The sequence below is a fragment of the Mesorhizobium bavaricum genome (assembly GCF_056781655.1).
In genome coordinates this window covers 2,754,866-2,772,469 of the sequence record NZ_CM165566.1, presented here as the reverse complement: position 1 = coordinate 2,772,469, position 17,604 = coordinate 2,754,866, and the positions used below count along the sequence as shown (strand labels likewise).

The 17,604-nt window shown below is 63.5% G+C and carries 21 protein-coding genes; 6 read left to right on the top strand and 15 right to left on the bottom strand.

Going from position 1 to position 17,604, the window contains the following annotated elements; genetic code table 11:
* Positions 1-117 precede the first annotated feature (117 nt).
* Positions 118-585, bottom strand: a complete 468-nt coding sequence (locus AC1RZR_RS13465) for a DUF6644 family protein (protein WP_477270423.1) — start codon at positions 583-585, stop codon at positions 118-120.
* Positions 586-975, bottom strand: a complete 390-nt coding sequence (locus tag AC1RZR_RS13460; protein ID WP_477270421.1) for a DUF6152 family protein — start codon at positions 973-975, stop codon at positions 586-588.
* Between the two features lie 219 nt (positions 976-1,194).
* Between AC1RZR_RS13460 and AC1RZR_RS13455 the strand changes: the two genes are divergently transcribed.
* Positions 1,195-1,515 carry a DUF1476 domain-containing protein gene (locus AC1RZR_RS13455; RefSeq protein ID WP_477270419.1) on the top strand — a complete coding sequence of 107 codons (321 nt, stop codon included), beginning with the start codon at positions 1,195-1,197 and terminating at the stop codon, positions 1,513-1,515.
* A 6-nt stretch (positions 1,516-1,521) separates the two neighbouring features.
* Here the strand turns inward: AC1RZR_RS13455 and AC1RZR_RS13450 are convergent, their stop codons facing one another.
* The gene (locus AC1RZR_RS13450; RefSeq protein WP_477270417.1) at positions 1,522-1,986 is read right to left on the bottom strand and encodes a cupin domain-containing protein; all 465 of its coding nucleotides are present in this window, start codon (positions 1,984-1,986) and stop codon (positions 1,522-1,524) included.
* Between the two features lie 140 nt (positions 1,987-2,126).
* The gene (locus AC1RZR_RS13445; RefSeq protein WP_477270415.1) at positions 2,127-2,870 is read right to left on the bottom strand and encodes a DUF899 family protein; all 744 of its coding nucleotides are present in this window, start codon (positions 2,868-2,870) and stop codon (positions 2,127-2,129) included.
* A gap of 180 nt (positions 2,871-3,050) precedes the next feature.
* On the opposite strand from AC1RZR_RS13445, the gene AC1RZR_RS13440 reads away from it, so the two are divergent.
* On the top strand, positions 3,051-3,395 hold the full coding sequence (locus tag AC1RZR_RS13440; protein ID WP_477270413.1) for a hypothetical protein: 345 nt from the start codon (positions 3,051-3,053) through the stop codon (positions 3,393-3,395).
* Between the two features lie 156 nt (positions 3,396-3,551).
* Here AC1RZR_RS13440 and AC1RZR_RS13435 read toward each other — a convergent pair whose 3' ends face one another.
* The 6 genes from AC1RZR_RS13435 to AC1RZR_RS13410 all read right to left on the bottom strand — a co-directional run bounded on the left by AC1RZR_RS13435 (position 3,552) and on the right by AC1RZR_RS13410 (position 8,273).
* A complete protein-coding gene (locus AC1RZR_RS13435) occupies positions 3,552-4,376 on the bottom strand; it encodes a carbohydrate ABC transporter permease (protein WP_477270411.1) in 825 nt (274 codons plus the stop codon).
* A gap of 1 nt (position 4,377) precedes the next feature.
* Positions 4,378-5,352, bottom strand: a complete 975-nt coding sequence (locus AC1RZR_RS13430) for a carbohydrate ABC transporter permease (RefSeq protein WP_477270409.1) — start codon at positions 5,350-5,352, stop codon at positions 4,378-4,380.
* 65 nt (positions 5,353-5,417) lie between these two features.
* A complete protein-coding gene (locus AC1RZR_RS13425; protein WP_477270407.1) occupies positions 5,418-6,686 on the bottom strand; it encodes an ABC transporter substrate-binding protein in 1,269 nt (422 codons plus the stop codon).
* Between the two features lie 164 nt (positions 6,687-6,850).
* Positions 6,851-7,339 (bottom strand): GNAT family N-acetyltransferase, encoded by a 489-nt coding sequence (locus AC1RZR_RS13420; RefSeq protein ID WP_477270405.1) that lies wholly within the window; start codon positions 7,337-7,339, stop codon positions 6,851-6,853.
* 5 nt (positions 7,340-7,344) lie between these two features.
* Positions 7,345-7,596: a lysozyme family protein gene (locus AC1RZR_RS13415; RefSeq protein WP_481828601.1), complete on the bottom strand. Its 252-nt coding sequence runs from the start codon at positions 7,594-7,596 to the stop codon at positions 7,345-7,347.
* Positions 7,596-8,273 carry a lytic transglycosylase domain-containing protein gene (locus tag AC1RZR_RS13410; RefSeq protein ID WP_481828600.1) on the bottom strand — a complete coding sequence of 226 codons (678 nt, stop codon included), beginning with the start codon at positions 8,271-8,273 and terminating at the stop codon, positions 7,596-7,598. Before AC1RZR_RS13410 ends, AC1RZR_RS13415 begins: the two co-directional genes overlap by 1 nt.
* Positions 8,274-8,454: 181 nt before the next feature.
* Here AC1RZR_RS13410 and AC1RZR_RS13405 point away from each other — a divergent pair, with 181 nt between their 5' ends.
* Positions 8,455-9,024 (top strand): methylated-DNA--[protein]-cysteine S-methyltransferase, encoded by a 570-nt coding sequence (locus tag AC1RZR_RS13405; protein WP_477270401.1) that lies wholly within the window; start codon positions 8,455-8,457, stop codon positions 9,022-9,024.
* A 49-nt stretch (positions 9,025-9,073) separates the two neighbouring features.
* Here AC1RZR_RS13405 and AC1RZR_RS13400 read toward each other — a convergent pair whose 3' ends face one another.
* Positions 9,074-9,403, bottom strand: a complete 330-nt coding sequence (locus AC1RZR_RS13400) for a hypothetical protein (protein ID WP_379100676.1) — start codon at positions 9,401-9,403, stop codon at positions 9,074-9,076.
* A 287-nt stretch (positions 9,404-9,690) separates the two neighbouring features.
* On the opposite strand from AC1RZR_RS13400, the gene AC1RZR_RS13395 reads away from it, so the two are divergent.
* Positions 9,691-9,903 (top strand): cold-shock protein, encoded by a 213-nt coding sequence (locus AC1RZR_RS13395; RefSeq protein ID WP_010910991.1) that lies wholly within the window; start codon positions 9,691-9,693, stop codon positions 9,901-9,903.
* 422 nt (positions 9,904-10,325) lie between these two features.
* Here the strand turns inward: AC1RZR_RS13395 and AC1RZR_RS13390 are convergent, their stop codons facing one another.
* From AC1RZR_RS13390 to AC1RZR_RS13380, 3 genes are all read right to left on the bottom strand, one after another.
* Positions 10,326-10,934, bottom strand: a complete 609-nt coding sequence (locus tag AC1RZR_RS13390) for a glutathione S-transferase family protein (RefSeq protein ID WP_477270398.1) — start codon at positions 10,932-10,934, stop codon at positions 10,326-10,328.
* 261 nt (positions 10,935-11,195) lie between these two features.
* On the bottom strand, positions 11,196-12,044 hold the full coding sequence (locus AC1RZR_RS13385; RefSeq protein WP_477270396.1) for an EAL domain-containing protein: 849 nt from the start codon (positions 12,042-12,044) through the stop codon (positions 11,196-11,198).
* Positions 12,041-12,940 carry an EAL domain-containing protein gene (locus tag AC1RZR_RS13380; protein ID WP_477270394.1) on the bottom strand — a complete coding sequence of 300 codons (900 nt, stop codon included), beginning with the start codon at positions 12,938-12,940 and terminating at the stop codon, positions 12,041-12,043. Before AC1RZR_RS13380 ends, AC1RZR_RS13385 begins: the two co-directional genes overlap by 4 nt.
* Positions 12,941-13,145: 205 nt before the next feature.
* Between AC1RZR_RS13380 and AC1RZR_RS13375 the strand changes: the two genes are divergently transcribed.
* Complete coding sequence (locus AC1RZR_RS13375) at positions 13,146-14,348, top strand: pyridoxal phosphate-dependent aminotransferase (protein WP_477270392.1); 1,203 nt, start codon at positions 13,146-13,148, stop codon at positions 14,346-14,348.
* Between the two features lie 132 nt (positions 14,349-14,480).
* Here AC1RZR_RS13375 and AC1RZR_RS13370 read toward each other — a convergent pair whose 3' ends face one another.
* Positions 14,481-14,876: a (R)-mandelonitrile lyase gene (locus AC1RZR_RS13370; RefSeq protein ID WP_477270390.1), complete on the bottom strand. Its 396-nt coding sequence runs from the start codon at positions 14,874-14,876 to the stop codon at positions 14,481-14,483.
* A gap of 397 nt (positions 14,877-15,273) precedes the next feature.
* On the opposite strand from AC1RZR_RS13370, the gene AC1RZR_RS13365 reads away from it, so the two are divergent.
* Complete coding sequence (locus AC1RZR_RS13365; protein ID WP_477270388.1) at positions 15,274-17,325, top strand: elongation factor G; 2,052 nt, start codon at positions 15,274-15,276, stop codon at positions 17,323-17,325.
* The last annotated feature ends 279 nt before the right edge of the window (positions 17,326-17,604 follow it).

The window sequence follows — 17,604 nt, the reverse complement described above, 5'->3', positions numbered from 1 at the left end:
CCGATGCTCGGTTTAACCAGACCATGATCCCGAAAAGTGGGAGCCGGATTTCGGATGAGATCATGGTCAAACAAGGACATAGAGCCCCATCCCGATTCCATCGGGATGGAACGGGCTCTAGAGAAAACCGATGAACCGTCCGGCGAAAAGCACCGAGGTCCACAGCAGCATCGAGAACACAGCCAGGATGGCGGCGGTCTCGCCTGTCGGCTCGTCACCGCCTGTTGCGCGGCAGACGCGCAGGAAGGCGAGGAAGTTGACGCCGGCAAGAAGGATGAGTGCCATCTTGGCGAGGAAAATCGGCATCGCCGCATATGTACTCGCCTTGACTGAAAAGAGCAGCGAGCCTGTGACAAGCGCACCTGCGAACACACCCAATGCGGTACGGCGCAGCAGCGCAACGAACGCCGCGTGCGGCAGCGAGCGGAAGGCGCCGCAGATCCTGAGGTCCATGAGAACGACGCTGGTCAGCAACGCGCCGATCGACATGATGTGGAGCCCATTGACTATGGGATAGGCGACGAAGGAGGCCTTCAGCCACCGCGCGAAGGTGAGTTGCTCGATGCCGGCGAGGAACTCAGCCATTCAGGCCGGTGGCACACGGTCGGGATAGACATCATACGTCTTCCCCTTGACGATGACACGGACCGCTTTCATGCGCTTTTCGGTCGCGTCGAGCGAACGGTTGCCGATCGCGGTCACCTCGTCGCCGACCTTGGCAACCTCCTCGGTGAAGCCGGCGGCGATCGTGCGGGGCGGCGGCGCCATCTCTACCCGCCAGGCCTCTCCCTCCGCATCGACATCCAGCGTGGCGTGCGGATTGCCGATATAGATGGCCGTGATCTTGCCCCTGAGTTCGAAAAACCCGTCCTGCGTCCACGACCAGCCATGATGGGCATAGGCTGCGGTGCCGGCGGCTAGCATCACGGCCGCTGCCAGCGCGACGCTGCGAATCCCGTTGAAAGGTGACTGCATCACTCGTCTCCTCGGTTCATCCAGCAGGCATCCGAGACTAGGACACGGCGCGGCAACGTCAAATCACATCGGACGAAAGACCGGCACCGCAGGCGCCCGCTCGATCACCGGCATGAACGATCCGGCCTTGCTAATGACATCCATGCGCGCCACTCTCGCCTCCGCTGGCCGCTCTTCTCCCAGGCTGAAGACCGGACTCCCATCTGAACGAGGCAAACCATGAGCAGCATGAGAGACCGTCAGGAAGGCTTCGAAAAGAAGTTTGCGATGGACGAGGAAACGAAGTTCAGGGCGATGGCGCGGCGTAACAAGCTGCTCGGCCTGTGGGCCGCCGAAAAGCTCGGCAGATCCGGTGCGGACGCCGACGCCTATGCGAAAGAAGTGGTGCACGCGGACTTCGAAGAGGCAGGCGACAACGACGTGTTCCGCAAGGTACGCGCCGATTTCGATGCGGCAGGCGTCGACCAGTCAGATTCTCAGATACGCGCCGCTATGGAAGAACTGCTGGTGACCGCGGTCGAGCAGATCAGGACGACCTGAGCACGCTCAGCTTTGATCTGGATAGGGCGTGCCATCCTTGTGCAGGAAACGACCGTCGGCGCTCGGGCTCGTCATGTCGATGTCGGAGCATGTGATGACATCGTCGGGGTTGCGCGAGCCGACCTCCAGATAGAGCGCCGTCGTGGACGACCGGTTGATCAGGTGATGGCCGTTGCCGCTGTTTTTGGCGAAGGTCGCGCAGTCGCCTGCCTTGAGCAGCGTCTCGCCGCCGTCCTCGACCAGCGTCAGTTCGCCTTCCAGCACGGTGACGAACTCGTCCTCACGGCTGTGCCAGTGGCGCTGGCTGGACCAGCCGCCGGGCGGCAAGGTCATCAAATTGACGCCGAAATCGGTGAGCCCGCCAGCATCGCCCAGCCGCCGCCGCGTGCGGCCGGCGCAGGGTTGATCGAAAGGCGCGGGGTAGCCGGAGCCCTTGCGGACGGGCACGGCTGACAGATCGATCTTGGGCATCGGTGCTTCCTCGGGTTGTGCCGACATTGTAGTTCATCGCGGAGCGATGAAGCGCCTGCCGTGGTGCTCTACGGCGCTGTAGAGCGCTGATCTTCGGGTAAGGCGTGCTCCAACTCGGCGACGCCTGAAGGCAAGCCCTCCTAGTGACAGCACGCCTCGCCATATTGCAGCTGCTCGTGCCAGTTCGGCCGGCCCTCGGGTGTGAAATCCATCAGGTTCCACAGCGTCTCGCAGGTGCCGACGCCACGCGGATCCTGGCCTGGGTCCGTTGGCGCGAAATCCAGTTCGGAACTCCAGAAATGGCGGATGCCGTCGGCGTCGCGATGGAACACCGACAGCAGCGGCGACTGTGCGCCGTCGGCCGTCTCGGCATTGTAGTCGCGCTTGAAGCCGTTGTTGGCCGACGACACCAGCCGCATGTTGCGCCAGCCGCGGTCGCGGCCGAGCGTGACCAGGTTCTCGAGCGCGGTTTTCGCCACCACGGCGAAATTGAAGCCCGCGGCTTCGAGATGGCCGACCGCGCTGTCGAATTGGTCGAGCAGCGCCGTGCAGGATGGACATGGCTGGTCCGGCCGTGCGAGCTTCGCCGTGCCGCCGCTGGTCGCCACGTCGCGCGTCTCCCGCGGGTGGCGGGGAAACATCATGTTGTAGAGGATGAGGGTATCCCTGCCCGGCGCAAACAGCTCCGACAGCTTTGCCTTCGCCGGCTTGCCGTCCGGTCCCAGCGCGTCGAACTCATAGTCCTGCGGCACCAGCCCGCCGGGCGGCAGCGCGCGGCGCGCAACCGCAACCTCTTCCATGGCGCGGCGCAGCCCTATTTCCTTCTGCAGCAGTTTTTCGCGGGCGGTGCGGTATTTGGCGGATTCGTTGGGAAAGGTGATCATGATCGGCTCCTTCGGTCGCGGCGCCGGCGTCCCGGCGCGGTTGCTCTGCGACCCAAGGACGTTTGGCGGCGATCGGCTCCGACATTTCTGCGAACGGCCAAACGACTTTCTCGCAGCGGAACCTCCCTGACTTTCCAGCATTCTCACCACAGGATAAGCCGGCGGATCTGGGGGGACCAAATGCACGACGACGATGGCGACGAGATCAACCTGCGCTGCCCGCAAGTGGTGGCCGACAATGCCGCCAAGGGCCTCAGGCTGCGCACAGAATTCGGCCGTGGCGGCACCGAGATCGGCGTGGCCCGCGCCACCGAACTGAAGAACCGGCACAAGCTCTCACCCTCCACCATCCGCCGCATGGTCAGCTATTTCGCCCGCCACGAGGTCGACAAGCGCGGCAGGAATTACGGCAACGAGCAAAACCCGTCGGCCGGCTATATCGCCTGGCTGCTGTGGGGCGGCGACGAAGGCCGCGCCTGGGCGCTGGACCTCAAGCGGAAGATCGGCAACGCGCCGGACATCTGAGTGATCGGCTCGGCCTCCGCTATGGCTCCCTGCCCTTCCGGCGTTCAAAGCCTTTGAAACGTCCACTGGACGTTTCAATCCGCCCGAAGGGCAGATCGGGGTTTCATCGTTCGTCGCTTCAATCGACAAATCGTTGTCGATTGATCGGCTTCGTCCTCACCCCTTGACCCCGCCGGCGGTGAGGCCGGAGACGATCTTGCGCTGGAAGATCAGGACCAGCACCACCAACGGCACCGTGACGATCACCGATGCGGCCATTATGTTGCCCCATGGTATCTCGAACTGCGAGTTGCCGGAGAGCAGCGCGATTGCCACCGGCACGGTCCGCTGTGCGTTGTTGGAGGTGAATGTCAAGGCAAAGAGGAACTCGTTCCACGCACCGATGAAGGCCAGCAGCCCGGTGGTCACCAGCGCCGGCCACATCAGCGGCAGGAAGACCCGCGTTATGATGATCCACGGCGTCGCGCCGTCGAGGATCGCCGCCTCCTCGACCTCGATCGGCAGGTCGCGGACGAAGGTGGTGAGCACCCAGACGGTGAATGGCAAAGTGAAAATCATGTAGGAAAAGATCAGCGCGAAGAGCGAATTGTAGAGGCCGAACGTCCGGATCAGTTCGAACAGCCCGGCCAGCACCGCCACTTGCGGGAACATCGACACCGACAGGATGGTGAACAGCAGGGCCGAGCGGCCGCGAAAGCGAATGCGTGCGAGCGCATAGGCGGCGGTGACGCCGAGAAACAGCGAGAGGACGACGACCGCGCCCGAGACGAACAGCGAATTCATCAGGTTGCGCACGAAGGTGCCTTCGGTCAGCACGTTCCTGTAGTTGGCGAGACTGACCGTCGTCGGCCAGAGATCGGTCCGGAAGAGGTCGGTTCCTGATTTCAGGCTGGTGACAATGGCGTAGTAGAACGGGAACACCGCGACGAAGACGATCCCCCCGACCAGCAGGTAAAAGGCCGTGCGCTTCAGGATCCACATGTCAGCGGCCTCCGTCCAGGCTTATCCGGCCGATCCGGATGGTGACAATGGTGAGCAAAGCGAGGATCAGGAAGAGCAAGGTCGAGGCGGCGGAGCCATAAGCGAACTTGTCGAACTCGAACAGGTTCTCGCGGGCGAACACCGACATCGATTTGGTGTGCACATTGTTGGGCGTCAGCACATAGATCAGGTCGAAGATGCGCAGGGCATCGAGGGCGCGGAAGATCACCGCCACCATCACCGCCGGGCGGATGAGCGGCAAGGTCACCCTCCAGAAAATCTGCCTCGGGTTGGCGCCGTCGAGCTTCGCCACCTCGATGATCTCGCCCGGCAGCATCTGCAGCGCGGCGAGGATGAGCAGCGCCATGAACGGTGTCGTCTTCCAGATATCGACGATGAGGACGGCCGCCATCGCGGTGTCGGCGCTGGCCGTCCAGGCGATCTTGCCGCTGATCAGGCCGAGGTTGAGCAACACGACATTGATGATGCCGAACTGGTCGTTGAGCATCCACTGCCACATCTTCGCCGAGACGATCGTCGGGATGGCCCAAGGGATGAGGATTGCCGCCCTGACGATGCCGCGGCCAGCGAACTCGGCATTGAGAACCAGGGCAACGATCATGCCGAGGATCGTCTCGCAGGTCACCGAAATCACCGTGAAACGCACCGTGTTCCAGACGGCGCGCCACCAGACAGGGTCGACGAGCAGTCCGTCATAGAGGGTCCGGCCGCTCGGCATGCGCAGCACCGAGAAATAATTGGCGAAGCCGACCCATTGGCGCGTGTCGAGGTCGGCCAGCGAGGCGTCGGTGAAGCTGAAATAGACCGTGCGGGCGAGCGGCCAACCGGCGACGGCAGCGAGCACCAGCAGCATCGGCGCCAGGAACAGCCATGCCGAGCGCACACGCTGGCGCATCAGCCGCGAGGGCGGGCGCCGGACCGCGGCAGTGTCAAGCGCCGGTTCCGCTCTTGCCATCGCAGACCCGCTGGCTCTTGCCTCCTGCTGGCTTGGATGGCTCGGCCGGCTTGGCCGCTGTAGAGTCACCAGGCGCTGCCCTTCAGCTTGGTCAGCGAAACTTCGAGATCGGCCAGATTGTCGGCGGCGCTGCCTTCCCCCGACATGGTCTTGTGGACGGCGTTCCAGAACTGGCTCGACGCCTCGTTGTACTTGATCTTGACCGCGGCCGACGGGCGCGGCACCGCGTTGAGGAAGACCTGCTTCCAGCGCGGAATGATCGGCTGTTCCCGGGCGATGTCGGCATCGTCATAGAGCGCCTGGATGGTCGGCAGGTTGGACGTCTTCAGCGTCCGGTACTTCTGCATCTCGGGCGAGGCGATGAACTTGACCAACTCGATCGCCGCTTCCGGGTTCTTCGAATATTTAGACACCGCAAGGTTCCAGCCGCCCAGTGTCGCGGTCGGCCGGGCGCCTTCGCCCATGCCCGCAGGCAGAGGCGCCACGTCGAACTTGCCCTTGATCGGCGAGCCTTCGCCGTTGCCGAGCGCATAGGCATAGGGCCAGTTGCGCATAAAGACCGCGTTGCCGGTCTGCCAGACTCCGCGCGATTCCTCTTCCTGGTAAGCGAGTACGCCGGGAGGCGAAATGGTTCCAACCCATCCCTTGGCCATGTCGAGCGCGGCCGCCGCTTGCGGATTGTTGATGGAGATGGTGCCGTCCGGTTCGATGATCTGGCCGCCGCCATTCGACACCACCCATTCGAGCGCGTCGCAGGTCAGTCCCTCATAGGCGTTGCCCTGAAAGACGAAGCCCCAGATATCCTGGTTGCCCGCCGCACGCTCCTTGTCCATCACCAGCTTGGCGGTGTCGGCCAGCTCCTTCCAGGTGGCTGGCACCTTGGCGCCGTATTTGTCGAGGAGATCCTTGCGGTAATAGAGCGCCGGCGCATCGGTGAAGATCGGCAAGGCGACGAGCTTGCCGTTGACGGTCTGCGACTGGATGATCGACGGGAAATGCGCGCCGACGATGTCCTTGGTTGCTGCGGTCAGGTCGACGAGTTGGCTGGCGAGCTGCGGCGCCCATATGACATCGGTCTGGTAGACGTCGATGTCGCTGTTTCCGGCGGCAAGCCACAGCCTGTACTGGCCGAACTGGTCCGTCGTCGACGGCGGCATGACGACGATGGTGACCTTGTTGCCGCTCTCCTTCTCGTAGCGGTCGAGGATCTCGCGAAGCACCTTGATGCCGTTGCCGGTGTCCCCCGACACGATCGACAGGTCGGCAGCCCGCGCCTGCGTGCCAGCCAGCATGGCGGCAACCGAAAGCGCCAGGAATGCGTGAAAAAGCTTCATGGCGGTGGATCTCCCTTTGCAACTGGCAACGGGAGACTTCCCACGCGCCGGCAGCTTGTCAGACCCCACCCTGCATTGAATGCGGAGCGGCGCTTTGGGTTCCCAACGCAAGCCATTCCATTCCTGATGATCGGCATGACCGGCGATCAGCCGACCCACGCAGCCTAGCCTTCCCAGGCCACAGGCTTCATCCCCAGCCGCTCGTAGAGCCGGACGGCGGCAGGGTTCTCGACCGTGTTGGTCTTGAGGTCGACATAATCAGCGCCGCGATCGCGAAAGGCGCTGAAGGCGTGCCACATCAGCGCCTCGGCAATGCCCTTGCCCCGCGCCTCGGGGTGGACCGCGAGGTCCTTGACGAAGGCCGAGGTCCAGCACAGCGCCGCTGCGGCAAGCCGGCCCTTGACGTCGATGACGAGGAAACAGAGCGCCGGATCGAATTCAGGATCGCCTGATATACGCGGCCACCAGTCCTCGAACGGGCCATCGGCGCCGTCGTCGAACACTTCGGTCAAAAGCGCATGCAGCGCCGACGCGTCACCGGGCTCGAAGCAGCGCATGACAAACCCCTCCGGCCAGTGCGGAAGAACCAAGGTCTCGTCGAGGATCTTGCGCAGCCGGATGTCGTTCAGAGCCGGCGGGCGCGGTTCAGGCATCGCGCTCAGGCGTCGGGCTGCAGGCGGCGCTGGCGGTCGTGGCCGAGGCCGGTCGCTTCGAGCAGGCCCTTGCGCTTGGCGTCGAAATAATAGCCGGTCTGATAGAGCCAGTCGGCGCGCTTGGCGTTGCCGCCGGCCACAAGCCATGCGCCGCGCAGATATTTGACCGCGTATTTCAAATTGGTCTCGGCGTCGAACAGGCCCCTGGCCGGTCCGTCATAGCCCATGCCGCGCGCCGTCGCGTGCTTGATCTGCATCAGGCCCCAGTGGCCGTTGTTGTAGGCTTTCGGGTTGAAGGTGCTCTCGCGTTGACGACATGACGTACCAGGTCGACCGGCACCTGGTAGAGTGCGGCATATTTCTCGATCAGCCGCTCGACATCGCCGCGCACGCCCGGCGCGTGCTCTTCTTGCACGGGCGCCATGGGGAACTGGACAAGGGCAGCCGGATTCTGCGGCACGACATAGGCGACCTGCTGCACATCGGGCACGACTTTCCGGTCGCCCTTGGCGGTCGCCGGCATGATGAGCCTGGCGGTCGTATAGGTCTCGGCCGCCTTGATCGGCTCACTCGCATTCGCCGGCGGGGGCGCCTGCCAGGCATTGGCGGTCATGACGGCGGGCACTGCCGGCGCTGCCGGGGTCGATCCGGCAAAGGCCGCGGTCGCTGCAGCCGGCTGGACGGCGGGATCGAGTGCCGGCGTGGTCGGGCCGGGCGTCAATTCAGCCGTCTGAGCAGGTGCGATCCCCGACGATTCTGGTAGCACCGAAACCGTCTCAGGCAGCGGTATGGTGAAGCCGGCATCAGCGCCGGCGGCGGTCGCGGTTTCGGTCAGGGCAGGCGCGGACTTCATCTGCGAGGTCGACGTGCAACCACTGACGCTGGCGGCGGCCAGGATCACGCCGATCGCGATAAGAGTGTGTTTTGCTGGCAAGCCGCGCTCGGGTCCGATTTGTCCGGTTGTTAAGAAATCCCTTACACCAGCGATTCATGACCGGCAATCGGGGCCATCAGGTGGTTTTCGGGTGGCGGGACTTGAGGCCTGATGCCATATTGTTCTGGATATGTACCGGGTCGAGTCCCGGTTTTCGCCACTTTGCGGAAAGGAGCGCATCATGGAAACGACACCTTCGATCACAGCCGGCCACACAGTGTTAGAAACAGTGATCGGTTTCATGGGCATCGCCTGGAGTGAAAAGGGCCTGATCCGGCTCTGCCTGCCCGAAAGCAGCCGCGATGCGGTCGAGCGGCGCCTGCTGCGCCATGGCGGCGTTTCCGCCTCCACAGCGCAGCCGCCATGGGTCGTCGAGCTGATCGCCGCGATCAAGGCCTATACGGCCGGCGAGGACGTCGACTTCACCGGCGTGCCGGTCGATCTCGACGGCGTCGACGACTTCCGCCTCGCCATCTACGACGCGGCGCGAAAGCTGGGCTATGGCGAAACCACCACCTATGGCGAGTTGGCCAAACGCGCCGGCCATGGCGGTCTGCCGCGCGAAACCGGTGCTGCCCTTGGCGCCAATCCGGTGCCGCTGGTCATCCCTTGCCATCGCATTCTTGCCGCCGGCGGCAAGATCGGCGGCTTCTCGGCACCCGGCGGCTCGAACACCAAGGAGAAGATGCTGGCCATGGAAGGGGTGCGCGTCGGTCCGCCACCGCCGGCGCAGGTTTCCTTCGGGTTTTGAACGAGGCGCACCGGACGGAAACCCGCTTCACACTTTTCCTGGAATGGCTCTAGTTGTTGTGGAAGAACCGCCGGCGGAAATGCCGATCATTGTCCGGCCGCTTGCAGTTGTAGACCGGACAGGACTTCGTGTCGGCGCTCGGCACGTAGGCGCGTGTCCTCACCTCGCCCATGGTACAGAATTGCTGGCTTTGCACATAGCGGTCGTAAAGCGGCAGGCCCGGCACCCGGGTCGACTGGTAGCGCAGGATGACGGCGCCATGGCGCGCGATCGTCGACTGGACCTTGCCGCAGCTCATATGCGTCGGATCGTAGCGCGAGATCGCCTGCGCCTCGGCGGCCACCAGCGTCAGGCAGGCGGCAAGTAGAATGGTTTTCATGATCCTCTCCCCTCTCCCAAGCGAGCGGATGGAGCGCGCGAGGGCCCGATCCTGTTGCGACGCTCTCACGCGATTGGGGCGGCCATTGGGCGGCCTTTTGATCACGGCTTTCTCACGCAGTCTTGTTTTTCGTGCGAAAGCAGACTATATGCGTCCCATTGATATTTCGGCCGATCGATCCGGGCCTCGCGATATTCGCGTTTGCTGACGTCTATCTCCAAAATCTCGATACACACCGGCTGGACCTCGGTCCGGTCAATCTAAAGCAAATGTGAAGGACTATCTAAATGGCAACTGGAACGGTCAAGTGGTTCAACGCCACCAAGGGCTTCGGCTTCATCCAGCCTGACGCGGGCGGCGCGGACGTTTTCGTCCACATCTCCGCTGTCGAGCGTGCTGGACTGTCGACCCTGGTCGAAGGCCAGAAGATCAACTTCGAGATCGAGCAGGACCGCCGCACTGGCAAGTCGTCCGCTGGATCTCTGAGCAAGGCAGCCTGATTTTGCGAATGGCGCGCGCCGGGCGAGAGCCCGGGGCGCGCGGCAAGTCACGGATGTACTGACAGTCGCGCGAGAAGCGCGCCGGAGCGGAAAGACCCGACAAGCTGGATCAGCAGATAGCTGCCAGCCCGGACCAGACGCTCCCGATCAGGCTACCGAAAATGGGAAGGCGGGATTTATCCCGCCTTTTTGTTTGTCTGGGGTGAGGAGTGGTCCGCGCAGCGGACGAAAAGCCAATTGCTTGGCTTTCGAACGACGAACGCCCGGCAGGGCGATGACGGGCAGTGCGGCCTCAAGGCTGCCCGCCGCCAAACCCAATTGTGAAAAAGGCTGGCGCTGCCCCTGATCTGGCTGCCGCCATCTTCTCCCCATAGGGACGGGAGAAGGATGCTTTCGCCGAAGTTTTTTGGCCAATCGCCGAGTTAGCCCAGCCATTCCATCGGCACGTGCCCCGGATCCGCCTCAACCCTCTTCAGCCAGCCCGCGACCGCTGGATAGGCGTCGAGTTGGAAGCCGCCCTGCTCCGCCGTGTGCGTATAGGCATAGAGCGCGATGTCAGCGACGCTGAGCGCGTCGCCGGCAAAGAAGGCACTGTTTTCCAGATGCTTGTTCATCACGCCGAGCGCCTTGTTGCCGCGCTCCAGCGTCACCGCCAGCCGCTCCGGCGTCGCATCCCTGGCGCGTTCGGGAAAGGTCAGCAGCGCCTTGCGCACGGCGATGTAGGGCTCGTGGCTATATTGCTCGAAGAACAGCCATTGATAGGCCAGCCCCCGCTCATATTTGTCCGCCGGCAGGAAGCGCGTGCCTTCGGCGAGATAGAGCAGGATGGCGTTGGATTCGGCCAGCCGCCGGCCATCGTCGAGTTCGAGCAGCGGCACCATGGCGTTCGGGTTCTTGGCGACATAGTCGGGCTTGCGGGTGTCGCCGGTGTGCGAACTCACCTCGACATTGGTGAAGGTGAGCCCAAGCTTGGCCATCAGCAGGCGCGGCTTGTAGCAATTGCCGCTGTCGATCATGCCGTAAAGGATCATTGTCAGTCCTCGAAGCGCTGCCTCTGCCGGCGCGATTATCGCAGCGACTCCAGCCGCAACCAATGATTTGTTTTGGCACGACCATCAGCGCCGCTGATGTGATGAACTTTGCAGGCCGCTCAAGGGCGTGTTGAGATTCAGGTCAGGCCGGAGCCGAGAATTGTGGATTCCGAGAACCGGAGCGGAGCGTACTTAAAGTACGTGAGCACCGGAAGCGCAGGAATCCGCCATTCGCAGGCCTCATCTGAATATCGACGCGCCCTAGCCGAACAGCGGCACCACCTTGCTATCCCTGCCCAGCAGCGTGTCGATGGCGAGCGGCTTTTCGTCGAAGATGGTGCCAGCAAGTGCCGGCCGGGCGAGAAGAAAACCCTGCAGCAGGTCGACGCCGCCTTCGAGCGCAACGCGCAGATGGGTGGGCTGCTCGATGCCTTCGACCAGCACCTTGGCACCGCGGTCGTGCAAGGTCGAAACCAGCGGGCGGAAGAACCGCTCGGCGGCGGCATGGCGGCAGAACTCGGCGAACCAGGTGCCGTCGATCTTGACGATGTCGGGATGGAGCAGGCTGACCCGCTCCGCGGTCGAGTGGCCGGTGCCGAAATCGTCGATGGCAACGCGCATGCCGTCGCGGCGCATTTCGCGCACCAGCCTGGTGAGAAGCGCGTCGTCGGCCGCCTGTTCGGTGATTTCGCAGACCAGCATGGCTGGCGCGAGGCCGAACTCGCCGAGATGCCGGGTCATCAGCCGGATCTCGGCCAGCGCCCGCCCGGGATGGTCGTTGATCAGCGGATTGTAATTGAAGAACAGATCGAGCCCGTCGACGCCGATGTTGTGAAAATTCCTGAGGTGCAGCGCCCGGCACATTGTCTCGACAAACAGCCGGTCGGAGGCGGCAATGCTTTCGAAAAACACCTTCGGCGCACTGGGGCGGCCGGCACGGTGCGGCTCGATCAGCGCTTCGACCGCGACGGCGTGAAGGAAGCGGCCTTGCGGTGCAAAAATCGGCTGATAGGCGCTGCGCAGCCGGAACTCGCCATGGATGCCATACTCGATGCCGACCTCGTCGGCAAAGATCGCATCGCCGACATTGCGCCGCCGCTCGGGCCTCATGGCGTCACCCTGCGCCCGAAGGCTTTCGCCCCCCGCCGCGTTGCTTGCGGTGGAGCCGGTTGGACAGGCGCGGCTCCAACGACCGCGGCGGTGGGGTGCTGCGTGGTTTTGCCGAAGACGCGAAAGCTGGTCGGCGCCAGCTCGGGCCGCGCCAGCACGAAACCCTGCACCATCGACGCTCCCGATTTCTCGGCGAGTTCCAGTTGCCAGCCCTCCTCGATGCCCTCGAACACCGTGCGGATGCCTTGCTCCTCGAAGCTTTTGACCATGGTGGTCAGCAGCGCGAAACCGGCCCCGGACTCCATCAGCTGCGTGATCCAGTAGGCGTCGAACTTGACGATGTCGGGCTTCAGCTCCCTGATGCGGTTGATGTCGGAATCGTCGGCGCCGTAATCGTCGACGGCGATGCGAAAGCCGTTGCCCCTCAGCGCGGCGACGAAGCTGTGCAGGGTTTCCTGCGACGCCGACCGCTGCTCGGTCACTTCGCAGACCACCCGGCCTGGATCGATACCAGCCTCATGCAGCACCAGCCGCATTTCGCGCAAGGCATTGTCGGCAACGATCCGCTCGGTGAACACCGACGGGTCGAAATTGACGAAGATCGCCGCCTCCTGCGGCAGGCAGGCGCCGGCGTTCAGAAGGTGCAGCGTCCTTGTCAGCGCCTCGATATGCAGGCGATCGGCGGCCGGGCAGGTGCTGAAAAAGCTCATCGGCGATTGCGGCTCGCCATCGCGGAACGGCCGGATCAGCCCTTCGAACGCGGCCACCGACAGCTTGCCTTCGTTGAAGGCAAAGATCGGCTGGAAGGCGCTTTGCAGCGTGTAGATGCCCCAGACACCGGTGGAGGTGCCGTCGTCCTGGCGGATGATGTGGGCAAGCCCGATGCTGCGCGACACGGTTCCTCGCTCCGCGAAACTGGCGGATTGGTGTGCGATCCTGCCACGCAAGCGTCTACCGCTCGTTAATGAATTTATTGTTGCCGATCACGGGTCCTTGAGATCTGGATCAGCCGACAATGCTTGCACTGCGCGACATCATGCGACATGAGAAGCGCCGCGGCCGTTCCTGGCCGTGCCGATCCTCTATGGAGAGTTCAAGGTCATGGCCTTTCTTGCCGACACCCTTTCCCGCGTAAAGCCTTCCGCCACCATCGCGGTGACGCAGAAAGCGCGCGAGTTGAAAAATGCCGGCCGTGACATCATCGGCCTCGGCGCCGGCGAGCCTGATTTCGACACGCCCGACAACATCAAGAATGCGGCGATCGAGGCGATCCGCCGTGGCGAAACCAAGTATCCACCGGTTTCGGGCATCGTGCCGCTGCGCGAGGCAATCGCGAAAAAGTTCAAGCGCGAGAACAACCTCGACTACAAGCCCGAGCAGACCATTGTCGGCACCGGCGGAAAGCAGATCCTGTTCAACGCCTTCATGGCGACACTGAACCCCGGCGACGAGGTCATCATCCCGCGTCCCTACTGGGTCAGTTATCCCGAGATGGTGGCGATTTGCGGCGGCACGTCGGTGTTTGCCGATACGTCCATCGACAACGGCTTTAAGCTGACCGCCGCTGTGCTGGAAAAGGCGATCACGCCGCGCACAAAATGGCTGCTGATGAACTCGCCGTCGAACCCGTCGGGTGCTGCCTACACCGAGGCCGAACTGCGCGCGCTGGCCGACGTGCTGTTGAAGCACCCTCATGTCTGGACGCTGACCGACGACATGTATGAGCACCTGACCTATGGCGACTTCGTCTTCAAGACCATCGCCGAGGTCGAACCGAAGCTCTACGAGCGCACGCTGACCATGAACGGCGTGTCGAAAGCCTATGCCATGACCGGCTGGCGCATTGGCTATGCTGCAGGCCCCGTCCAGCTGATCAAGGCGATGGACATGATCCAGGGCCAGCAGACATCGGGCGCCTGCACCATCGCCCAATGGGCGTCGGTCGAGGCGCTCAATGGCCCGCAGGACTTTATCGCCAGGAACAAGGCGATCTTCCAGGGCCGGCGTGACCTCGTCGTGTCGATGCTCAACCAGGCGCGCGGTATAACCTGCCCATCGCCGGAAGGCGCCTTCTATGTCTATCCGTCCTGCGCCCAGCTGATCGGCAAGAAGACCAAGGCCGGCAAGGTGATCGACACCGACGAAACCTTCTGCTCGGAACTGCTCGAGGCCGAAGGAGTCGCGGTGGTGTTCGGCTCGGCTTTCGGCCTTGGTCCGAACTTCCGCATCTCCTACGCCACTTCGGAGACGCTGCTTGAGGAAGCCTGCACCCGCATCCAGCGCTTTGCGGCATCGCTGACCTGATCAGCCAGTCTTGAAAGTGAAAACCCGGCTTCACCGCCGGGTTTTTTGTTGCCAGCGACTTCTGCTTCGCCTCGCTGGCCGAAAGCGCCTCGGGCTTGACTAGAATTCCCGAATTCCTCACCGGCTTGGCACTCAGCCGCCATATTGCGCTGGCGTCACCTCCTCCAGCCAGTCGGCGTGGACGCCGTCCAGCGCCTCTTGCATGGCAATATGCGTCATCGTCGATTTCGGCGCCGCGCCGTGCCAGTGCTTTTCGCCAGGCGCAAAGGAAATGACATCGCCGGCCCTGATTTCTTGGACCGGCTCGCCCCATGTCTGGGCAAGGCCGGCGCCTGAGGTGACATAGAGTGTTTGGCCGAGCGGATGCGTGTGCCAGTGGGTGCGCGCGCCCGGCTCGAAGCTGACCAGCGTGGCCCGCAGCCGCGCCGGCGCCTCCTTCTCGATGATCGGCGTCTGCAGCACGCGGCCGGTGAAGTACTTTTCCGGCGCTGCGATGGTCGGCACGCTGCCGCAGGCAATGATCTTCATGGTGGTGATCCTGGAACTGGTGAAGCGATCGGCAACAAACACCGCCCGACCTTGAGGCAAAACCGCATTTGAGGCGAAACGCATTCTCGGCCGATATCACCCCTGGCGCAACCGGCCGTTTCGCCCGCCGCCGCAAGACCCGTTTTCTCACCCTGGCCATGGCCGCTGGCGGCAATCGGTTCCAGGTTTTTTCCGGCCGCCCGCGGCGTAACGCCAGGCTCTATTTTTCTTGCTCTGCCGGCAAACAAGTGGGACGATGGCTTTGGGCAGGTGGCGAAACCAAAAGAACCCCGCCCGCGACGGTCGAACAGGCCGGCCGCCGCTCAGGACCGATCGACCACGCCTGAACCATGCATGCCAGTCGGTCCTACGGGAAACGCCTGAGTGGAGGTCAGTCATGGGTACTCGCGCCGGAGGACGACGCACGGGACCGAAATGCATTGCCATAGTCGGTCCCTTCGCAAGCGGTAAGACGACACTTCTCGAAGCCATATTGGCCCGCACGGGCTCCATCCCCCGACAAAATCCCGTCTCATCGGGCAACACCGTTTCAGATTATTCGCCGGAGGCGCGCGCCCACGCCATGAGCGTCGAGGCGACGATCGCCACCACCGAATTCATGGGCGAGCAGATTACCTTCGTCGATTGTCCCGGCTCCATCGAATTCTCCTTCGAGGCCGAACCGGTGCTGGCCGCATGCGACCTCGCGGTGGTCGTTGCCGAGGCCGACGAAAAGAAGATCCCTGCCCTGCAGCTGATCATGCGCAAGCTCGACGATCTCGGCGTGCCGCGTATCCTGTTCCTCAACAAGGTCGACAAGGCAATCGCCGGCGTGCGCGACACGCTGAAGATGCTGCAGCCGGCAAGCTCGGTGCCGTTGCTGCTGCGCCAGATTCCGCTGCGCAAGGACGGCGTCGTCATCGGCTCGATCGATCTCGCGCTGGAGCGCGCCTACATCTATCGCGAATATGCCGAGAGCGAGGTGGCTGAGATACCCGGCGACGACAAGGCGCGCGAACTGGAGGCGCGCTTCTCGATGCTGGAGACGCTGGCCGACCATGATGACCAGCTGATGGAACAGCTGCTCGAGGAGATCGAGCCGCCCAAGGACGCCGTCTTCGACGACCTCGCCGCCGATCTGCGCGATGGCGCGGTAACGCCGGTGCTGATCGGCACCGCCGAGAAAGGCAACGGCGTGCTGCGCCTCTTGAAGGCGATCCGTCACGACGCACCCGACATCGAGGCGACCCGCAAACGACTCGGCGCGCCTGATGGCGCGGCAACGGTGGCTCAGGTGATGAAGACAATCCATACGCCGCATGGCGGCAAGCTGTCGGTGTCGCGCATCCTATCCGGCCAGGTCGTCGACGGCTCCGAACTCTGGCTGCCCGGCGGCGACACGGCGAAAGTTTCCGGCATCTACCGAATGCTCGGCAAAGACCAGGTCAAGCTTACCATCGCCAAGGCCGGCGACACCGTGGCGCTGGGCAAGCTGGACGAGGTCAAGACCGGTCAGACTCTGACCTCGGCCAAGGGCGGTACCAAACAGCTGTTCGAATTCGAGCCGCCGCAGCCGGTCTTCGCATTCGCCCTGCGCCCCAAGGAGCGCAAGGACGAGGTGAAGATGTCGGCCGCCATCCAGCGGCTGGCGGAGGAAGACCCCTCGCTCAGCCTGCGCCACAATCAGGACTCGGCCGAGACCGTGCTGTCAGGCCATGGCGAAATGCATCTGCGCGTCGTGCGCGAGCGGCTGGAGGGCAAGAACCAGATCCCGGTCGAAGGCCATGCTCCGGCGGTGCCCTATCGCGAGACGATCCGCAAATCGGCGCAGCAGCGTGGCCGTCACAAGAAACAGTCCGGTGGCCATGGCCAGTTCGGCGACGTGGTGATCGAGATCAAGCCGCTGCCGCGCGGCACGGGCTTCCAGTTCACCGACACCATTACCGGCGGCGTCGTGCCGAAGACCTACATCCAGTCGGTCGAGACTGGCGTGCGCGACTATCTGAAGTCCGGCCCGCTCGGCTTTCCCGTCGTCGATGTCGCGGTCAATCTTTCGGACGGCTCCTACCACGCGGTCGATTCCTCCGACATGGCCTTCCAGATGGCGGCCAGGCTGGCGATGAAGGAAGGCATGGCCGCCTGCTCGCCGGTGCTTCTGGAACCGGTGATGAAGGTCGAGATCGTCACGCCGTCCGACGCGACCTCGAAGATCATCGCGCTCATCCCGCAGCGGCGCGGCCAGATCCTCGGCTACGACGCGCGGCCTGACTGGCCGGGATGGGATGTCGTCGAGGCAACCATGCCGCAGGCCGAGATCGGCGATCTGATCATCGAATTGCGCTCAGCGACCGCGGGCGTCGCCAGCTATCGCGCCGTCTTCGACCACATGGCCGAACTCACCGGCCGTCTCGCTGATGAGGCGATGAACGCCAACGGCAAGGCTGCTTGATTCCGTCGCGGTGCCAACGCCCCTCGAACCTCGGTTCGAGGGGCCAAAATGAAAACGACGCCCGGCGGGACCGGACGTCGTTTTATTGCGGACCGTTTCCTTGGGAGGTAAAAACGGCAGGTCCGCCGCATCTGGCGCCGCCGAGCTTCGGCGGCAGAAATGGTTCGGACGCGGTAGCCGCCTGAGCCCGGGCCGTCCGAGTGATGCCCCCATCTCCCGCACGACCACACCGCGTCCTATGGTCTGCATAGCAGGTGTTGGGCGTCCGTGTCATGTTAC

Excerpts from the sequence above, each read along its gene's own strand:
- AC1RZR_RS13415 (WP_481828601.1), bottom strand. The coding sequence starts at position 7,596 with ATGCAGATCAAGCACGCGACGGCGCGCGGCATGGGCTATGACGGACCG.
- AC1RZR_RS13460 (WP_477270421.1), bottom strand. The coding sequence starts at position 975 with ATGCAGTCACCTTTCAACGGGATTCGCAGCGTCGCGCTGGCAGCGGCC.
- AC1RZR_RS13465 (WP_477270423.1), bottom strand. The coding sequence starts at position 585 with ATGGCTGAGTTCCTCGCCGGCATCGAGCAACTCACCTTCGCGCGGTGG.
- AC1RZR_RS13455 (WP_477270419.1), top strand. The coding sequence starts at position 1,195 with ATGAGCAGCATGAGAGACCGTCAGGAAGGCTTCGAAAAGAAGTTTGCG.
- AC1RZR_RS13445 (WP_477270415.1), bottom strand. The coding sequence starts at position 2,870 with ATGATCACCTTTCCCAACGAATCCGCCAAATACCGCACCGCCCGCGAA.
- AC1RZR_RS13370 (WP_477270390.1), bottom strand. The coding sequence starts at position 14,876 with ATGAAGATCATTGCCTGCGGCAGCGTGCCGACCATCGCAGCGCCGGAA.
- AC1RZR_RS13440 (WP_477270413.1), top strand. The coding sequence starts at position 3,051 with ATGCACGACGACGATGGCGACGAGATCAACCTGCGCTGCCCGCAAGTG.
- AC1RZR_RS13385 (WP_477270396.1), bottom strand. The coding sequence starts at position 12,044 with ATGAGGCCCGAGCGGCGGCGCAATGTCGGCGATGCGATCTTTGCCGAC.
- AC1RZR_RS13390 (WP_477270398.1), bottom strand. The coding sequence starts at position 10,934 with ATGATCCTTTACGGCATGATCGACAGCGGCAATTGCTACAAGCCGCGC.
- AC1RZR_RS13430 (WP_477270409.1), bottom strand. The coding sequence starts at position 5,352 with ATGGCAAGAGCGGAACCGGCGCTTGACACTGCCGCGGTCCGGCGCCCG.
- AC1RZR_RS13400 (WP_379100676.1), bottom strand. The coding sequence starts at position 9,403 with ATGAAAACCATTCTACTTGCCGCCTGCCTGACGCTGGTGGCCGCCGAG.
- AC1RZR_RS13450 (WP_477270417.1), bottom strand. The coding sequence starts at position 1,986 with ATGCCCAAGATCGATCTGTCAGCCGTGCCCGTCCGCAAGGGCTCCGGC.
- AC1RZR_RS13405 (WP_477270401.1), top strand. The coding sequence starts at position 8,455 with ATGGAAACGACACCTTCGATCACAGCCGGCCACACAGTGTTAGAAACA.
- AC1RZR_RS13365 (WP_477270388.1), top strand. The coding sequence starts at position 15,274 with ATGGGTACTCGCGCCGGAGGACGACGCACGGGACCGAAATGCATTGCC.
- AC1RZR_RS13435 (WP_477270411.1), bottom strand. The coding sequence starts at position 4,376 with ATGTGGATCCTGAAGCGCACGGCCTTTTACCTGCTGGTCGGGGGGATC.
- AC1RZR_RS13420 (WP_477270405.1), bottom strand. The coding sequence starts at position 7,339 with ATGCCTGAACCGCGCCCGCCGGCTCTGAACGACATCCGGCTGCGCAAG.
- AC1RZR_RS13395 (WP_010910991.1), top strand. The coding sequence starts at position 9,691 with ATGGCAACTGGAACGGTCAAGTGGTTCAACGCCACCAAGGGCTTCGGC.
- AC1RZR_RS13425 (WP_477270407.1), bottom strand. The coding sequence starts at position 6,686 with ATGAAGCTTTTTCACGCATTCCTGGCGCTTTCGGTTGCCGCCATGCTG.
- AC1RZR_RS13375 (WP_477270392.1), top strand. The coding sequence starts at position 13,146 with ATGGCCTTTCTTGCCGACACCCTTTCCCGCGTAAAGCCTTCCGCCACC.